At 33.3% G+C, this 19,321-nt stretch carries 15 protein-coding genes, 1 pseudogene and 1 other annotated feature; all 16 genes and pseudogenes read left to right on the top strand.

Features of this window, described 5'->3' with window-relative positions; translation table 11 throughout:
* Window positions 1-130 precede the first annotated feature (130 nt).
* Window positions 131-997: an ROK family protein gene (locus RWR88_RS04325; protein ID WP_314450811.1), complete on the top strand. Its 867-nt coding sequence runs from the start codon at window positions 131-133 to the stop codon at window positions 995-997.
* Between the two features lie 407 nt (window positions 998-1,404).
* Complete coding sequence (locus tag RWR88_RS04320; protein ID WP_314349946.1) at window positions 1,405-1,947, top strand: XRE family transcriptional regulator; 543 nt, start codon at window positions 1,405-1,407, stop codon at window positions 1,945-1,947.
* Between the two features lie 22 nt (window positions 1,948-1,969).
* Entirely contained in the window at window positions 1,970-3,079 is a 1,110-nt protein-coding gene (locus RWR88_RS04315; RefSeq protein ID WP_314450810.1) for an ABC transporter ATP-binding protein, read from the top strand.
* A complete protein-coding gene (locus RWR88_RS04310) occupies window positions 3,072-3,881 on the top strand; it encodes an ABC transporter permease (RefSeq protein WP_314450809.1) in 810 nt (269 codons plus the stop codon). The genes RWR88_RS04315 and RWR88_RS04310 overlap by 8 nt, the downstream gene beginning before the upstream one ends.
* Window positions 3,881-4,717 (top strand): ABC transporter permease, encoded by an 837-nt coding sequence (locus RWR88_RS04305; protein WP_314450808.1) that lies wholly within the window; start codon window positions 3,881-3,883, stop codon window positions 4,715-4,717. The genes RWR88_RS04310 and RWR88_RS04305 overlap by 1 nt, the downstream gene beginning before the upstream one ends.
* Window positions 4,714-5,784 (top strand): ABC transporter substrate-binding protein, encoded by a 1,071-nt coding sequence (locus tag RWR88_RS04300; protein WP_314450807.1) that lies wholly within the window; start codon window positions 4,714-4,716, stop codon window positions 5,782-5,784. The genes RWR88_RS04305 and RWR88_RS04300 overlap by 4 nt, the downstream gene beginning before the upstream one ends.
* 238 nt (window positions 5,785-6,022) lie before the next feature.
* Window positions 6,023-6,233: a binding site (T-box leader), on the top strand.
* Between the two features lie 61 nt (window positions 6,234-6,294).
* Window positions 6,295-7,986, top strand: a complete 1,692-nt coding sequence (gene argS, locus RWR88_RS04295; RefSeq protein ID WP_314450806.1) for an arginine--tRNA ligase — start codon at window positions 6,295-6,297, stop codon at window positions 7,984-7,986.
* 293 nt (window positions 7,987-8,279) lie between these two features.
* Complete coding sequence (locus RWR88_RS04290) at window positions 8,280-8,810, top strand: hypothetical protein (RefSeq protein ID WP_314450805.1); 531 nt, start codon at window positions 8,280-8,282, stop codon at window positions 8,808-8,810.
* Between the two features lie 339 nt (window positions 8,811-9,149).
* Window positions 9,150-11,042, top strand: a pseudogene (locus RWR88_RS04285) (C69 family dipeptidase); the annotation flags it as partial.
* Between the two features lie 168 nt (window positions 11,043-11,210).
* Window positions 11,211-12,299, top strand: a complete 1,089-nt coding sequence (locus RWR88_RS04280; RefSeq protein ID WP_314450804.1) for a spermidine/putrescine ABC transporter substrate-binding protein — start codon at window positions 11,211-11,213, stop codon at window positions 12,297-12,299.
* Window position 12,300: 1 nt separating this feature from the next.
* Window positions 12,301-13,887 carry an amidohydrolase gene (locus tag RWR88_RS04275; protein ID WP_314450803.1) on the top strand — a complete coding sequence of 529 codons (1,587 nt, stop codon included), beginning with the start codon at window positions 12,301-12,303 and terminating at the stop codon, window positions 13,885-13,887.
* Window positions 13,888-14,005: 118 nt separating this feature from the next.
* Window positions 14,006-14,704 carry a cytochrome c biogenesis CcdA family protein gene (locus tag RWR88_RS04270; protein WP_314450802.1) on the top strand — a complete coding sequence of 233 codons (699 nt, stop codon included), beginning with the start codon at window positions 14,006-14,008 and terminating at the stop codon, window positions 14,702-14,704.
* Window positions 14,705-14,715: 11 nt separating this feature from the next.
* Window positions 14,716-15,267 carry a TlpA disulfide reductase family protein gene (locus tag RWR88_RS04265; protein WP_314450801.1) on the top strand — a complete coding sequence of 184 codons (552 nt, stop codon included), beginning with the start codon at window positions 14,716-14,718 and terminating at the stop codon, window positions 15,265-15,267.
* 351 nt (window positions 15,268-15,618) lie between these two features.
* Complete coding sequence (gene msrB, locus RWR88_RS04260) at window positions 15,619-16,734, top strand: peptide-methionine (R)-S-oxide reductase MsrB (RefSeq protein ID WP_314450800.1); 1,116 nt, start codon at window positions 15,619-15,621, stop codon at window positions 16,732-16,734.
* 388 nt (window positions 16,735-17,122) lie between these two features.
* Window positions 17,123-18,376, top strand: coding sequence for an NAD(P)/FAD-dependent oxidoreductase (locus RWR88_RS04255; RefSeq protein ID WP_314450799.1), 1,254 nt, complete (start codon window positions 17,123-17,125; stop codon window positions 18,374-18,376).
* Window positions 18,377-18,598: 222 nt separating this feature from the next.
* Window positions 18,599-19,300: a hypothetical protein gene (locus RWR88_RS04250; RefSeq protein ID WP_314349797.1), complete on the top strand. Its 702-nt coding sequence runs from the start codon at window positions 18,599-18,601 to the stop codon at window positions 19,298-19,300.
* The last annotated feature ends 21 nt before the right edge of the window (window positions 19,301-19,321 follow it).

Here is a 19,321-nt window from a genome sequence, read left to right as displayed (position 1 = left end):
GAGCACTTGGTTTGGGACCAAGGGGTCGTAGGTTCGAATCCTGTATTCCCGATTTATTGGCAAGTAAGTGCTAGCTTACTTGTCTTTTTTTGTATATAATATAATTATTAATAATTTGGAGGAATTTTATATGGTATTAGGTAGTATCGAAGCTGGTGGTACAAAGTTTGTTTGTGCGATTGGAAATCATGATATGGAAGTTTTAGAAAGAATCTCAATTCCAACGACAACTCCAGAGGAAACTTTACCGAAAGTTTTTGAGTTTTTTAAAAAGTATGAACAAGAATTAGAAGCAGTTGGTGTGGGCGCGTTTGGTCCAATTGATAGTAATAAAAAATCTGCAACATTTGGATATATTACTTCTACTCCAAAATTAGCATGGCAAAATTTTGATTTTATTGGTGAATTGAAACGTCATTTAAATGTACCAATTAATTGGACAACTGATGTAAACGCAGCAGCTTATGGAGAATACTATTTTGGCCATGGAAAAGATTTAGAAAGTTTAGTGTATTATACATTTGGAACCGGTGTTGGTGGTGGTGCTATCCAACGTGGTGAATTTGTTGGTGGAATGAATTTCCCTGAAATGGGTCATATGATTGTAAAACGTCATCCAGAAGATAATGCAAAATGTGTTTGTCCTTTCCACTCTGACTGTTTAGAAGGTTTAGCAGCTGGACCAGCTTTACAAGAAAAAGCTGGACGTCCTGCATTTGAATTAGAACCAACTGATCCAATTTGGGATATTGAAGCTTACTATGCTGCTCAATGTATTTATAATACAACATTAATTTTAGCCCCTGAAGTGATTGTTTTAGGTGGTGGGGTTATGCAACAGTCTCATTTATTAAAGAAAGTAAAACAAGAATTCGAGAAATTAATGAATGGTTATGTTGGATATCCTTCTGTGGATGAATATTTACAAACTCCAGCATTAGGAAATAATGCAGCAACAATTGGATGCTTAGCAATGGCGAAGGCTCTTTTAAAATAGATAAATTCAAGAAATTGACTTTTTAATAGTAGAATAGGACGCCAGCAAACCTGCGGTTTCATGGCTAAAATTCGAGCCTTGGTCTCGAATTTCCCTTTAATATAAGCCAAACTTGGATTATATTAATAATTCTACTATGAAAAAGTCATTTCTTTCTGAACGGAAGTAATGAGGGTACGTTTATAAACTGACTTCTTTTATAGTAGCAATCGACGGCAGTAAACCTTTGGTTTCATGCCTTTAATGCTACTTTGAATCCTAATTTTTATATCTATTCGTCTGAATTCTATACATTGTATAGGGTTCTTTTTTTATTTTTTGAAACTTATTTGTTGACTATTACTAAACTTAGAGTATAATGAATCATAGTGTTATTAAACTTTAAGTTTAAAGAATGGAGGGATAAGATGGAAATAGGGAGTCATTTGAAAGCTCTGCGTGTTCAAAAAGGACTTACCCAAGAAGAATTAGCCGAGAGGACGGATTTGTCTAAAGGATATATTTCCCAATTAGAAAACGATCTAAGTTCACCTGCGATGGACACATTTTTTGATATTTTAGAAGTATTAGGATGTGCACCAAAGGATTTCTTTGAAGATGGACCGGAAGAAGCTTTAACCGTTTATGGGCCTGAAGATATGACCGTAATGGAGGATCCAAAACATAAAACAATAGTGACTTGGTTAAATCCAGATTCGAATGAACATGAAATGGAACCTGTAATATTAGAATTTAAACCTCAAGGGGAATACAAAGTGTTCCAACCATCATTATCCGAAACTTTTGGATATGTTCTAGAAGGTAAAGTACAAGTAAAAGTAGGAAAACAAATAGAAGTTGTCTCTAAAGGAGAATCTTTTTATTTTGAAGCTTCTGCTAAACACCAAATTAAAAATGCTGGCAATGAAACAAGTAAGGTGTTAATTGTCGCAACAAATTCTTATTTATAAAAAGGAAGGATTGGTACAAAACATGTCCAACAATGCAATTATTACATTTGAAAATGTTACAAAATCTTATGATGATACTCAAGTTTTAAAAAATATTAACTTTGAAATTGAAAAAGGAAAATTTTATACATTATTAGGCCCTTCAGGCTGTGGTAAAACTACTATTCTTCGTATTATTGCCGGTTTTACGGATGCAACAACTGGTTCTGTTACTTTAAATGGAGAAGATGTTACAGATTTACCACCGAATAAACGTAAAGTAAATACTGTTTTCCAAGACTATGCATTATTCCCACATATGAATGTGTTTGAAAATATCGCCTTCGGTTTACGTTTGAAAAAATTACCTGAAGATGTGATTAAACAAAAAGTATCTGAAGCATTAAAATTAGTTCAATTATCAGGATATGAAAAACGTGAGATTGTTCAAATGTCTGGTGGACAACAACAGCGTGTAGCGATTGCTCGTGCATTAGTGAATGAACCAGAAGTTCTATTATTAGATGAACCATTATCAGCATTAGACTTAAAATTAAGAACGGACATGCAGTATGAATTACGCGAATTACAACAACGTTTAGGAATTACATTTATTTTCGTAACGCATGATCAAGAAGAAGCTCTTGCGATGAGTGATGAAATCTTCGTATTAAATGGTGGAGAAATTATTCAATCAGGTACTCCAGTAGATATTTATGATGAACCAATCAACCGTTTCGTTGCGGACTTTATCGGGGAAAGTAATATTGTTGCAGGTGTGATGAAGGAAGACTACTTAGTAGAATTTGTTGGGAAAGAATTTGAATGTGCCGATGCTGGTATGCGTCCAAATGAGAAAGTAGAAATCGTAATCCGTCCGGAGGATTTATCTCTAACAACTGTAGATAAAGGGAAATTAACCGTTGAAGTGGATACACAATTATTCCGTGGAGTTCACTATGAAATTATTTGTTATGACGAAAATAAAAATGAGTGGATGATTCACTCAACGAAAAAAGCAGAAGTTGGATCAAAAGTTGGTTTATACTTCGAACCACAAGATATTCACGTAATGCGTTTTGGAGAAAGTGAAGAAGAATTTGATGCACGTCTAGAAAGCTATGAGGAAGTGGAGGACGACAGCAATGAGTAAAAATTTTCGCATGTTCTTTTCCATTCCATATCTTTTATGGTTGTCATTATTTGTAATAGCGCCTTTGGCAATGATTTTCTATAAATCATTTTTTGATATTAATAATCAATTAACAATTGGAAACTATACGAATTATTTTTCTTCTGGTAATTATTTAGAAATGACATTTAACTCAGTGTGGTATGCCTTTTTAGTAACATTAGTGACTTTAGTCGTGAGTTATCCAACAGCTTACTTTTTAAGTAAAACTAAACATAAAAATTTATGGTTATTATTAATTATTTTGCCAACATGGGTGAATTTATTATTAAAAGCTTATGCATTTATTGGTATTTTTAGCCAAACAGGTACAGTGAATCAGTTCTTATCATTATTTGGAATAGCGCCAAAAGAGTTTTTATTTACAGATTTTAGTTTCTTAACAGTAGCTGCTTATATTGAATTACCATTTATGATTTTACCAATTTACAATGCGGTACAAGAATTACCAAGTTCATTAATTGCGGCAAGCCGTGACCTTGGTGCGACTCCTTGGCAAACATTAAAAAATGTCGTCATTCCATTAACGATGAGTGGTGTAAGAAGTGGAGTTCAAGCAGTATTTATTCCTTCACTTTCTCTATTCATGTTAACTCGTTTAATTGGAGGAAATCGTGTAATTACATTAGGGACTGCCGTTGAGCAACATTTCTTAGTAACACAAAACTGGGGAATGGGTTCAACAATTGGGGTTATCTTAATTGTGGCGATGATTATTTTAATGTTTGTAACACGTGATCGTAGAAAAGGAGGAGAAGCATAATGAAATTAGAGAAAAATCATTGGTTATCAAATGCCTATTTAGTATTTGTATTTGCAGTACTGTATGCTCCAATTTTCTATTTGATTTATTACTCATTTAATAGTGGTGGAGGAATGAATGATTTCCAATCCTTTACTTTAGAACATTATCAAGCTGTTCTTGGCGATACAAGATTAATTGGTATTGTAATTGATACTTTAGTTTTAGCTTTGTTATCAGCTCTATGTGCAACAATTATTGGTACACTTGGTGCAATAATGATTGACTTTATTCGTTCAAATAGAAGAAAACAATTTGTTCTTGGAATGAATAATATTTTATTAGTTTCACCAGACGTTATTATCGGGGCAAGTTTATTAATTTTATTTACATTTATTGGATTTAAATTAGGATTTTGGTCCGTACTACTTTCGCATATTGCGTTTAATATTCCAATTGTTGTATTAATGGTTTTACCAAAATTAACAGAAATGAATCGTTCAATGATTACTGCTGCACGTGACTTAGGTGCAACAAGTTCTCAAGTGTTAACACGTATTATTTTACCATCGATTACACCTGGTATTTTAAGTGGATTCTTTATGGCGTTTACGTATTCTTTAGATGATTTTGCGGTAACTTTCTTTGTAACAGGAAATGGATTCTCTACAATTGCGGTTGAAATTTATTCAAGAGCTCGTCAAGGAATTAGTTTGCAAATTAATGCTTTAAGTACATTAATGTTCTTATTCTCATTAATTTTAGTGATTGGATATTATTTCATTCAACAATACCAAACAAAACGATTAAATCAGAAAAATGCTGAAACTGATTTAGCGAAGGGGGTAGTACTGTGAAGCGATTAATGATGTTTGTTGGGGCAATTTTAGTCGCAAGTTTAGGGTTATTACTTTTTAGAAAAAATTTTGAAACTGCTATCGCAGGAAATCCTGATACTATTATTGTATACAACTGGGGAGACTATATTGACCCGAGTTTAATTACTCAGTTTGAAGAAGAGACTGGTTATAAAGTTATTTATGAAACATTTGATTCCAATGAAGCAATGTATACAAAAATTAAACAGGGTGGAACGAATTATGATGTGGCAATTCCAAGTGAATATGCAATTCATAAAATGTTAAAAGAAGATTTATTAGTACCACTTGATTATTCTAAAATTGAAGGTATCGAGCATTTAGATGAGAAATTTTTGAATAAGAGTTTTGATCCAAATAATCATTATAGTATTCCTTATTTCTGGGGAACTTTAGGAATTATTTATAATAAAAAAAATATTGCTGAAGGTGAAATTACGAAATGGTCTGATTTATGGAAAGAGGACTATAAAGATTCGATTTTATTTATCGATGGTGCTAGAGAAATGATGGGAATTGCGCTTCAAACTCAAGGATATTCTTTGAATGAAAAGGATCCTGAAGTTGTAAAAGAAGCGGGTAAATTTTTGAAAACATTAATGCCAAATGCTAAAGCGATTATTGCAGATGAGATGAAGACGTATATGGCGCAAGAGGAAGCTTCCATTGGTGTGTCATTCTCTGGAGAAGCTGCGAAGATGTTGGAGAAAAATGAAGATTTAGTATATGTTTTGCCAGAAGAGGGAACGAACTTATGGTTTGATAATATTGTTATTCCTAAAACTGCTAAAAACTATGATGGTGCGTACCGTTTTATTTCGTTTTTATTGAGACCGGATGTGGCTGCTAAAAATGCGGAATATGTTGGGTACTCAACTCCTAATAAGGATGCTTTAGAGTTGTTACCAGAAGAGGTGACGAGTGATGAAACTTTTTATCCTAAGGATGAGCAGATGGAGCATATGGAAGTGTATGAGAATCTAGGTTCTGAGTTGCTAGGTTTGTATAATGACCTGTTCTTGGAGGCTAAGATTTTCCGCAACTAATGATTTCGAATTAGACTTTGCGTGATAGTAGTATTAGGACACCAGCAGCCTTGCGAAGCAAGTCTCATGGCTAAATTTCGAGCCTCGGTCTCGAAATTTCCAGTAATATAATCTGACTTTGCAGATTATATTACTCATACTACTATTCAAAGTCTTTTTGTGTTTTTTGCCTTATAAAGTTTATTATAAAATTACTAGACAAATATTCTATCGCTTGTTATAATCGTCGTATAAATAATAAACATTTATGAAGAAGAGAGTAGTTTACGGATATCTGTTTTAGCGAGCTGGGGTGGTGGAAGCCAGTCATGATGAAGTAAATGAACCGCACTTTGGAAATGATTATTCGAATGTAGTAGAGTAATCCGGTCGCTTACCGTTAAAAAAGTTTAAAGTGGTTTAAGATTTTAAACAATAAGAGTGGTACCACGGGTTATCTCGTCTCTAGTCAAGGTTGCTTGATTAGGGGCTTTTTTATTTATAATTTATACCAAAAGAAGGAGTGTCAAGATGGATTACAAAAAAATAGTTGCAGAACAAATTCATAAAACAATTAGTGAACATTTATCGTTTGAAGAAATTTATAAAATGATTGAGGTTCCAAAATATGCAGAACAAGGGGACTTAGCTTTCCCAGCATTCTCACTTGCTAAAGTATTACGTAAAGCACCTCAAGCAATTGCACAAGAGATTGTTGAAGCAGTTGCTGATGAACATATTAGCCAAGCAGTAGCAATGGGACCTTACGCAAACTTCTTCCTTTCAAAAGGTAAATTTGCAGATGAAACATTACACACTGTTTTAGAACAAAGAGAAGAATATGGTAACTTTGATTTTGGACAAGGACGTAATGTTATAGTTGATATGTCAAGCCCTAATATTGCAAAACCAATGTCAATGGGTCACTTACGTTCAACAGTTATTGGGAATGCCATCGTTAACTTAGAGAAAAAAGTTGGTTATAACCCAATTAAAGTGAACCACTTAGGAGACTGGGGAACACAATTCGGTAAATTAATCGTTGCTTATAAAAAATGGGGAACAAAAGAAGCCGTTGAACAAGATCCAATCGCAGAATTATTACGTTTATATGTAAAATTCCATGATGAAGCAGAACGCGATAGCTCTTTAGAAGATGAAGGTCGTGCATGGTTCAAGAAATTAGAAGATGGCGATGCAGAAGCAGAAGAACTATGGAATTGGTTCAAATCTGAATCATTAAAAGAATTTAACCGAATTTACGATGTATTAGGAATTACATTTGATTCTTATAATGGTGAAGCTTTTTATAATGATAAAATGGATCCAATTGTTGAATACTTAGAAAATAATGGAATTACAACAATTGACCGTGGTGCAACAGTTGTTCACTTAGATAAATATGACTTACCACCTGCATTAATTAAAAAATCAGATGGTGCTACATTATATATTACACGTGACTTAGCTGCTGCACATTACCGTAAAGCAACTTATGATTTCGCTAAAAACATTTATGTTGTAGGGAATGAACAAGCAAACCACTTTAGACAATTAAAAGCTGTTTTAAATGAAATGGGTCGTGATTGGCAAGAAAACATGATTCATGTTGGCTTTGGTTTAATTACATTAGGTGGTAAAAAATTATCAACACGTAAAGGTAAAATTGTCTTATTAGAAGAAGTTTTACGTGAAGCTGAAGAATTAGCCTTAAAACAAATTGAAGCTAAAAATCCAAACTTACCAAACAAAGAACAAGTTGCAAAACAAGTTGGGGTAGGTGCGGTAATCTTCCACGATTTGAAAAACGATCGTACAAACAACTTTGACTTCAACTTGGAAGAAGTTGTTCAATTTGAAGGAGAAACTGGACCTTATGTTCAATATACTCGTGCTCGTGCAATGAGTATTTTAAGAAAAGCAGGAGTTTCAGTTGATTTATCTCAACCATTATCATTAGAAGATGACTATGCATGGGAAGTATTAAAACAAATTGAAAATTATCCAAATATTGTGAAATATGCAGAAAGTAAATTTGAACCTTCTGTGATTTCTAAATATGTAATTTCTCTAGCGCAAGCCTTCAATAAATATTATGCAAACAGCCGCATCTTACAAGAAGATGAAGGACTAAATGCTCGTTTAGCATTAGTGGAAGCAACAGCTGTTATCTTAAAACAAGGTCTTGCAATTTTAGGAGTAGAATCTCCAGACGAAATGTAATGGTTTGAGTTTTCAGATCATTTAATAAAGCCATCCTATCTCTCACTTGTTTACCTGGCAAGTGGGAGTTTTTTGTTTGTAAGAAGCAATTTCTGTTGAAACTCTGTAAAAGGATTGATAAAATCTTCATGAGAATTATTTCACAATTTTATTTTCTATTCTTTCTTAAATAATTATTAGGAAAGGTGGGATGGATGAGGTTTGTCAAAAATAGAAGGTATATTTAGGATTGATGGGAATTTTAAAATTGGATAGAATTTTTACTTTACAAACTTATATAAAGGAGTAATGTTATGGGACTTTCATTTGGACCAAATTATACATGGACGGATCATTTCGCTCAAAGAGCACTGGAGCGGTTTGAAGTCAGCAGTGAACAGCTTCCAAAATGGGTAGGTAGACAACTTGGAAGTTTAGTAGAGTATAATAAGAATGAAGAACAGCGTCCAGAAGAGAAGAAATATGTTTCGCAAATAGGAGTTGTTTTTGTTTGTAATACAATTGAACAAAAATTTTTAACTTGCTATGAAGCGAATGATTTAGTACCAGAAGGAAAAAATATTACTATTCATGAAAATAATTTGGCATTATTTTCTGAAGAAGTAGCACATATTGCTAAAAAGTATCGTCATAAAGATGCTAAGGAGATGCTTATGAGTATTGAAGAACATCTAGATAATTTTCATCAATTTTCTCATAAAATATTATCAGGTAGATTAACTGAGCGTAATTATGAGTTAATTGCAAAATTAATAGATGAATTTCATGTCATTCGTTCGGCAATGAAAATTATTGAAACAAAACAAGGAGATTTTAAGGGTTAGTATATTTAGTTGTGACATTTTTCTATTTAAACTAGTTCTTGATGAAACATCCGTTTAAGTTGTGCTCTACTTAAACGGATGTTTTTTGTGTAGATTAATAATTTCATTAGAAATTAGGAAGAATAATTGAAAGCGCAATCATTTTAGCGTATAATATAGGCGACAAAATACACGAGAGGGAAGTGACTAGAAGAGTGTGTGAAGTTTGTGTGATTAATATAAATGAATAAGCTTACAAAAGGAGAGATAGGGATGGATAAAAAAATTACAAAACTATTATTGTCAAGCGTTATTATTGGTACAGTATTATCATTACAATCTGTAGAAGCATGTTCAGGTTTTATTATTGGAAAGGGATTAACAAAAGACGGTTCCATTTTATATGGTCGTACTGAAGATTATCCATATAAGCAAGGCGATGGAATTACACCAGGACAACATACACATAATAAGAATTTCATTGTAAATCCTGCAAAAGATTATGCAGAAGGAGAAATGTTAGAAGATGTGTCTACAGGATTCACTTATCCTCATTTACGTCATGAATTTAAATATACTTCTGTAGCAGATGATTCTAGAGATACAGATGAAGGAATTTTTGATGAACATGGATTCAATGAATATGGGGTTTCTTTAACAGCCACATTAACAACAACTCCAAGAGAAGATGTTCTAGCAGTAGATCCACTTGTTAAAGATGGAATTGCAGAAGCAGCTACGACAACATTAATTTTACCACGTGTTAAAACTGCACGTGAAGGGGTAGAACTTTTAGCAAAAGTCATTGATGAAAAAGGCTCTGCTGAAGGAAATAATATTATGATTGCGGATAAAAATGAGTTATGGTATATGGAAATTTATTCTGGACATCAATATGTTGCTTATAAATATCCAGACGATAAATTCTCTATTATGCCAAATACTTATTTCCTTGGCGCATTGAATTTATCAGATACGAACAATGTTATTGCTTCAAAAGGTATTGTTGAAACAGCTAAAAAAGCAGGATCTTATAAAGAAGTAAATGGAAAATTCCATTTAGCAGCAAGTTATGCTCCTAAACTAGATGAGCGTAATCGTTCAAGACAATATGCCGGCATTAAATTATTAAATCCTCAATCATCAGTAACTTATCAAGATGAATATTATGAATTTTTACAAGACACTCCACGTAGAGATTATACAGTAGCAGATGCAATTAAAATTCAAAGAAATCGTTTTGAAACATTATCTGAAGGATTTATTCCAGATGATGAAGTTCCGGGATATGATTTTTATAATGACTATACTCCAAAAGATAATATCAAGGCTTTACCAGAGGCTGAACAAGCAAAATATAAATATGCACCAGGTAATGAAAATGTTATTGATCCCCATGTGTATCAAATTCGTAATGATTTACCAAGTGAATTAGGAGGAATTATGTGGTTTGGCTTAAGTCGCTCACGTAACACTCCATACGTTCCATACTTTGGACATATTAAAGATACTTTTAAAGCTTACCAAGTAAGAGGAAGTAAATATAGCCCTGATTCATGGTATTGGGTTGCAGATCATATTGATAAGATGGTAACGGAACATAAAGATTTATTTGGCAAAACGATTAAATCAAATTGGGAAGAATTAGAGGAAGTTTTATTCAATTATCAAACAAAACTAATCAACCAATATCGTAATCAGTCAAATGATTATGTTCGAGCAACGGCGGATAGTTATACTGCAAAATCAATGAAAGTAGCTGAAACAGTCTTCAAGATTATGAAGGCCACTGAAGCAAAAATGGAAAAAGCGATTGAAAATAAAACTCCATTAACTGGAAACTTTGTTGATATTTCTAGCTTAAAAGAAGTAACAGCTGATACAAGACTTACAGTTGGTGGTTGGGTTCAAGAAAATAATCATTGGGTTATGTATAGAGGAGACGAAAAAGTAAAAGGTTGGTTCAATCAAGATGGAACTTGGTATTACTTTGATCAAAATGGTTCTATGCAAAAATGGTGGATTAAAGATAAAAGTGAATGGTACTTCTTAAATGGTTCAGGAGCTATGGAAACTGGATGGTTATTGGATCAAGATAAATGGTACTATTTAGAATCATCAGGTGCAATGAAAGCTTCTCAGTGGTTTGAAGTTGATGGCAAATGGTATTATGTGAATGATTCAGGAGAATTGTTAGTAAATACGACAACTCCAGATGGATATAAAGTAAATGCTAATGGAGAATGGGTATAATCGTATTTAAGTAAGATTTTGACTGGAAAGAGATTGGGCGTTTATTCGTTCAATTTCTTTTTTTTAGTATAAAAATTTCTCCATTTCAGAACGTACTAGTTGACGTGAAAGCGATATTTTATTACTATCAACTTATTGCAAACTAACAAGAGAGAAATGAGGTTTTTCATGAAAAAATTAGTATCTTTAATTTTATCTATTTTGGTCGTTGTACTTTTACTATTAGGAGTAAAAAAATATATTCAATCACAAGAAATTTCTGCAGATGAATCTGCTTCTAGTGAAAAACAGCAGCTCTATTTATTTAACTGGGGAAATTATATCGATCCAGATTTAATTAAAGAATTTGAAGCAGAAACAAATATTCAAGTCGTTTATGAAACATTCGATTCAAATGATGCGATGGAAGCAAAATTAAAACAAGGTGGTACTCGATATGATATCGTATTTCCAAGTGAATCGAGTATTACGAAATTAGTAAATCAAAACTTATTACAGCCATTGGATCATTCTAAAATTAAAGGTTTAGAAAATATCTCGCCATTTTTATTAAATAGTCCAGTGGATCCTGGAAATCAATATACAGTTCCTTATTTCTGGGGGACTGTTGGGATTATGGTGAATACAAAATATATCGATCCAGAAAGTATTACAACTTGGAATGATTTATGGAAGAGTGAATTCCGTAATAAAATTTTATTACTAGATGGAAATCGTGAAACAATGGGATTAGCATTACAGTCATTAGGTTACTCACTCAATTCAAAAGATGTAGCGCAATTAAAAGAAGCAGAATTGAAAATTAAAGCATTAAATCCAAATGTACGTGCTGTATTAAATGAAGAAATTAAAACAATGATGAAATTAGAAGAAGCACCAATTGGAATTGGTTATTCAGGAGACGCAGCTGCTGTTGCAGAAGCGAATCCAGATGTTCAATATATTTTACCACAAGATGGAAGTGCTGTTTGGACGGATAACTTTGCTTTATCCTATAATGCGGAAAATATTGAAGGAGCGTATGCTTTTATTAACTTTATGCTTCGTCCTGAAAATGCAGCTAGAAATGCAGCATTTGTAGGCTATGCTACACCAAATGAAGCTGCAAAAGAGTTGTTAGATGAAGAAGTGATTTCAGATGAAACTTTTTATCCATCACAAGAAGTCATTGAAAGTTTAGAGCATTATGAATATCTTGGAACAGAATGGATTTCTAACTACAATGATGCCTTTTTAAATTTTAAAATGGAGTTATAATATGCATTATTTTGTTAAAAGTAAACATCTCTTTATTGGAGATTCAAAAGAAACGATTGAAGGAATATTAGAAATAAAAGATGGGAAGATTGCAGCTATTCTTCCTTATCATGAAGAAGTAGATGGAGAAATTATTGATACAGGAGATCAAATGGTTACTCCTGGATTTATTGATGCTCATGTGCATTTATATTTATCCAGTTTGATTCATTTAGGAAAGATGAAAGCAGTCGGAGCGACTTCAATTGAAGAAGTCGTTGCTCAAGCAAAAGAAATTCCTGTTTATAATGGCTGGAAAATTGGGATTGGTTGGTATGCGAGTGATTTTGGACAACAAGTTTTACCAACGAAAGAAGATTTAGACAAAGCTTCCAATGAAGTTCCAATTTGCTTGATTGCTGGAGATGCACACACAATCTGGCTGAATACAAAAGCATTAGAAGCATTAGGATTAACCAGTGAAAACATTCCTTCTGAAATTGGCGGAGAAGCTGTTAAAAAAGATGGCGAGCTAACAGGAGTATTTTTAGAAGCAATTGCGATTTATTATTTATCCAAAGTGCTGGCAATTTATGATGCTGAGTCTAAAGTAGCGTTATTAGACTATATGAAACATTTGAATGAGATGGGAATCACAGCAGTTGGTGATGTTGCGTTAACAGGAGAAAGCCCTGATGATATTGTTTATCCAAAACTTTATGCTAGTGTAGAAAATGATGCAACGGTTCGAGTAAGCTTTTTCCCAGCGATGCGTGAAGAAGTTGAAGAAAACCGTCGTCTCTATCAAACGTACCAATCTCCAATGTTGCAAATGGGTGGCGTGAAACAGTTTTATGACGGAGTGACAAGTTCACATACAGCTTACTTAAAGGAACCATATCCAATGCCATTTTTTGAAGGAGATGTGGGAGGACCACTTTTAACGGAAGAAAAAATGGAACGATTGACTTTATTAGCCAATCAAGAAGGTTGGCCAATGCGTATTCATACGGTTGGAGATAGAGCAGTTGAATTAACATTATTGAATTTTAAACAAGCACAAGAAAAATATCCATTTGATGAGCCTTATAAATTTAATACAATTGAGCATTTAGAAGTAATGGATCCAAAGGACTTGCCACTTACTGCTCAAAATTCTCTCATTGTTTCAGTTCAACCAAGTCACTTATTAGTGGGGTATGAAACATTGGATGAAGAAGTTGGAGAAACTCGTGCAAAACAAATGTTTCCATTCCACTCCTTTATTACTCATGGAGCGACTTTAGCATTTGGAACAGATACTCCTGTAGTACTAAATGTAACTCCATTTGAAACGATGTACTTTGCTGTGGCTCGTCAAACAGTAGAAGGGCTTCCAGAACCAGCATTGATGCCTGAGCAAAGAATTAGTGCCCAAGAAGCTCTGATGGCTCATACAAATGGAGCAGCAAAATCACTTAGTCGATTAGATATTGGAACATTAGAAGTAGGAAATTTTGCAGACTTTGTTATTTTATCGAAAAATTTCTTAGACGAAAGTCCAGAAGGAATTTTGAAAACAACTGTCGTAGCGACTTATATTAACGGAAAAAAAGTTTATGAAGTTTAAAATAAATGGAAAGATGAAGTAGAGATTCTACTTCATTTTTTTGTGTAAGCATATTTATGTTTTCTTTGAATGTAAACGGTTATAATGGATTTATCTATCATTAAGAAGAGGTGTATTTATGGATATTTTATTATGGGGAAGCATTTTTTTTGCGGGATTATTATCTTTTTTCTCGCCATGTGTGCTACCACTATTTCCAGTTTATTTTGGAGTATTAATGAGTGAAAGAGGAAATCGCAGTATCAAAATTGGAAAGTTTGAAATAGCGATATTACCTGTTATTCGAACACTTTTATTTGTAGCAGGAATCTCTACCATTTTCTTTGCATTAGGATTTGCTGCTAGTTTATTAGGTCAATTATTGTATAATCCGTATTTCCATTTAGTATTAGGTACTATTATTGTTTTATTAGGCTTACATCAAATGGAGGTATTTCAATTAACGACTTTACAAAAGCAAAAAACAGTGCAATTTGAAACAAAAAAAGAACATTCATTGTGGAGTAGTTATTTATTGGGATTGAGTTTTAGTTTTGGATGGACACCATGTGTAGGGCCTGTATTAAGTTCAGTGTTAACATTAGTAGCAACTCAGCAAGCAAGTGTTTTTTACGGGATGTTTTTATTAGGAATTTATATTTTAGGATTATCAATTCCATTTTTAGCATTATCGATTGCTTCAACTGCTGCAATGAAAGCCTTCAATCTTGCAAAGAAACAATTATTCTTATTAAAGAAAATTGGAGGAGCTATTATTATTGCAATGGGTGTTTGGATTATTATCCAACAATTACAAGTATTATTTTTACAAGGATAGGAGAATGAGAAATGAAATTGAAATATGTATTTATTGGAGCTAGTTTATTATTAGGAGCTTGTCAACCAATGGGGAATCAACAAACAAATGCAACGAAACCTTCTACTGAAGTAGCTTCAAAAGATAAAAAAGAAAATAATGCTTCTAAAAAAGTGGTGGAAGCTTCGTTTAAAACTTTTGACGGAAAAACGGTGAATTTATCAGATTATAAAGGAAAAAAAGTATACATCAAAGTTTGGGCATCTTGGTGTCCAACTTGTTTAGCAGGATTGCCAGAAGTGGATTCTTTAGCAGCAAATCATTCAGATGATACAGTCATTTTAAGTGTAGTAGCTCCTGGAGTGAATCGTGAGAAAAAAGCGGAAGATTTTAAAGAATGGTTTTCAGGATTAGAGTATAAAAATTTACCAGTACTCATGGCGGAAACTCCAGACTTCTTTAAACAAGTTGGAGTCATTGGATATCCAACATCTGTTTTTATTAATCAAAATGGAGAATTAGTCCAAGCACATCCGGGACATTTACGAAATGAGGATATACAGAAACAACTTGATAAAATGTAAATGTTCTTTTATGAATAAGACTTTAGCTATAGTAGCAGAGGACGGCAGCAGCCAGTAATGAGGTTTCATTTTAATGCTACAACGGTAAGTCTTTTCGGGTGTTGGGCATATATATAAGATGACGTAATGAATAAAGAGAAAATACTCTTCATAGTAACAAACCCACTAGTAACCATGGAGATGGTTACTAGTGGAAGTAAAATTCGAGACCAAGGCTCGAATTTTAGGTATGAGACTTGCAACAGCAAGGCTGCTACCGTCCTTTGTTACTATACCTAAAAGTATTTTCTCCTTATATTTAGTAAATAAATAGATTCAAAATATCTCGATAAAATTTAGGGAGTGGGTATAATGGATAAAAAAATATTGATTGGAGTCGTAACGTTAATTGTACTGCTGATTGCTTCTTATTATTTCGTTTATTCTTCTCCGTCAACTGCTCTAAGGAACGTAAACCCGATTGAGAAAAAGGTTAGTTCTATTATTAACCAACAAAAGATTAAAAAATCAGAAAATAAGGGAGAAAAAGAGTTGAAGGAAATCTATCTAGCAGGTGGATGTTTTTGGGGATTAGAAGAATATTTCTCAAGAATTAATGGAGTAGAAGATGCAGTTAGTGGGTATGCAAATGGAAAAGTAGAAACAACAAACTACCAATTAATTCATGATACAGACCATGCAGAAACAGTAAAAATTACGTATGATGCAAAAGTCGTATCGCTTAGAGAAATTTTATTATATTACTTTAGAGTCATCGATCCTCTATCAGTAAACAAACAAGGAAATGATGTAGGTCGTCAATATCGAACAGGAATTTATTACCAAGATGATGACGATAAAGAAATTGTTGAACAAGTAGTAGCAGAAAAAGAAGAACAGTTAGGTAAAAAGGTAGCCATTGAAAGAGAAAATCTTAGAAACTTTGTTGTTGCAGAAGATTACCATCAAGATTATTTAAAGAAAAATCCAAATGGCTATTGTCATATTGATGTGAATAAAGCAAATGATCCAGTGATTGATCCTAGTTTATTCCCATTACCAGATGATGAAACTTTGAAAAGGACTCTGACAAAAGAACAATATGCAGTTACTAGAGAAAATCGAACAGAAATAGCTTTTTCTAATAAGTATTGGGACAATCATGAAGCAGGTATTTATGTAGATGTTGCAACTGGGGAACCACTTTTCTCTTCAAAAGATAAGTTTGATTCTGGTTGTGGTTGGCCAAGTTTTACGAAGCCTATTTCTTCAGAAGTAGTGACTTATAAGGAAGATACAAGTTTTAATATGAAACGAATTGAAGTTCGCAGTCGCATTGCAGATTCTCATTTAGGTCATGTGTTTGATGATGGCCCTCAAGATAAAGGCGGATTACGTTTCTGCATTAATAGTGCATCCATTCGTTTTATTCCGTTAGCAGATATGGAAGAAAAAGGCTATGGATTTTTGGTAGATTATATTAAATAGGACTTTAGCTATAGTAGCAGAAAGACGCAAGCAGCCAGCAGAGCTGTCTCATTGCTAAAATTTGAGCCTAGAGTCTCAAATTTTCCTGTCCAATAAGCCATATCTGACTTATTGGACTAATGCTACTATGGCAAGTCTTTTCGGGTGTTGGGCATATATATATGAAAGGCGTATGAATAAAGAGAAAATACTTTTTATAGTAACAAGCTAGTAAGGAAAATTCGAGACCGAGGCTCGAATTTTAGGTATGAGACTTGCAGTAGCAAGGCTGCTACCGTCCTTTGTTACTTTAACCAAAAGTATTTTCTTTTTATTCACCTTATAGTTTGACGGTCAAGTATCATTTCCCTTATAGTAAAATTACGAATAAAGATACAAAGGAGAAATTATGAAAGTCATTGTAGTAGGTGGAGGAACAAGCGGACTAATGGCGAGCGTTAGTGCAGCATTAGCAGGCGCAGAAGTAATTCTATTAGATAAAAATCCAAGCTTAGGACGAAAATTACTCTTAACAGGTGGAACACGTTGCAACGTAACAAACATCCGCTCAAGAGACGAAATCATTAAACACATTCCAGGAAACGGACGCTTCTTACACAGTGCCTTTTCCCAATTTGATAACCAAGACATTATCGAATTTTTCCAAAATCGAGGAGTTCAATTAAAAGAAGAAGACCACGGAAGAATGTTTCCAGTATCCGATTCTGCTAAAACCATTTTGAATACATTTATCGAAGAAATTAAACGATTAGGCATTCAAGTGAGAACAAATGTAAAAGTTAAAGCGATTCGACTAGAACAAGGACAGTTTTCAGCAGTAGAATTAGATAATGGAGAAAGAATCGAAGCAGATGCAGTCATTTTAGCACTTGGTGGGAAATCCTATCCGAAAACAGGGTCAACTGGAGATGGATACGGAATTGCACGAAGTGTAGGACATACTATTACACCATTATTTGCTACAGAAGTCCCTTTAACAAGTAATGAAACTTTCATTAAAGAAGGTGTATTACGAGCTCTTTCTTTAAGAAATGTTGCGTTAAGTGTGTTGAATAAAAAAGGGAAAGCCGTTGTAACGCATCAAATGGATATGATTTTTACTCATTTTGGAATTAGTGGACCAGCAGTATTACGTTGTTCAAGCTTTGTTCACCAAGTACAGCAAAAAGACAATGTCTCAGAAGTTACGATGTCATTAAATATACAACCTGATTTAACAAAACAGGAGTTAATAGAACAATGGCAAGAGTGGAAAGAAAATAGTCCGCAAAAAACAGTGAAGACACCGTTAAAAGAATGGATGCCTGAACGATATGCAGAATTTTTACTTCAACAAATTGGGTTGTCTTCTCAAAAAGTGATTGGTAAAATGACCGATCAAGAAGTGCAACAATTACTAAACTCTATTCAAGATTTTAGATTTACAGTTAACGGAAGTCTACCAATTGAAAAAGGTTTTGTAACGGGTGGAGGAGTTCAACTTAAAGAAGTGGATCCAAAAACATTAGAATCAAAAATCACTCAAGGAGTGTATTTCTGTGGAGAATTATTAGATATTCATGGATATACTGGAGGGTATAATATTACAGCAGCCTTTGTAACAGGATATGTTGCTGGATTGCATGCAGCACAAGGTTGGTAAAAAATGAAAAGAGCATAGTTTCGTCATAAAATCTTCATAATTAGAGGCTATACTTTAGTCATTCCAAAAGAATAATATTTACCTCCCAAAAGTAAATAAACTCTATCCTTTTTTCTCCGGCAAAAAATTGCCGGAGTTTTTTGATTTTTGTAACGAATTAAGGTTTGTTATGATATAATGACAACGAAACTGTTAAATGAATCGAGGTGTATCTCTTTCAATATGGTAAAATTGGGAGAAAGAATTGTAGAAAAAGGAATTCGTTTATTACCGTTAATGGACTTATCCCAAGTGGATACAAGTCAAGCTAGACCAATTCCGGAAGCAAAATCAAAATTAGAAATTATCGTTCATGCGATGGAAATCGGCATGGGAGTTTTAGGACATGTAGATATTTGTATTGAAGGCTATGTATACTCTTATGGAAATTATGATGAATTAGCTTGTATTTTAAATGGAGCTAGAGGCGAAGGTGTATTGTTAAAAGCACCAAGAGAAGATTATTTTAAATTTTGTAAGAGACATTACCAAAAAACATTATATATTTATAGTTTAGAAGTGACTGACGAACAATTACAATTGATTAAAAATCGTTTGGAAAAAGTATTGAAGGAATCATTTACTTGGTCACCTCCAGATGATATTTGTTCATTTAATCCTGTAAGTGAAAAGGAAGAAGAAATGTATGCGTATTTCATGGTACAATGCATGCCTGTAACTTTTTATAAATTTAGAAAAACACAATTTAAATTGTATACAATGTGGAGAAATAATTGTTTATTATTTGTAGATTATTTAGTTTCCGCATTAAAAATAAGACCTCTTCGTGCAAGAATGACAACTTTCCCAAGTTTATATCAAGAACGATTAGAATCTTTAAAAGAAAAACAACATTCAATCGTGACTGACTGTCAAATATATTGATAAAGAATAACCGTTAATCAC

Origin of the sequence: uncultured Granulicatella sp., from assembly GCF_963528195.1 — a bacterium.
Taxonomy (GTDB): domain Bacteria; phylum Bacillota; class Bacilli; order Lactobacillales; family Aerococcaceae; genus Granulicatella.
The sequence above is the reverse complement of the archived record's forward strand: the minus strand, read 5'-3'. Positions and strand labels throughout refer to the sequence as shown.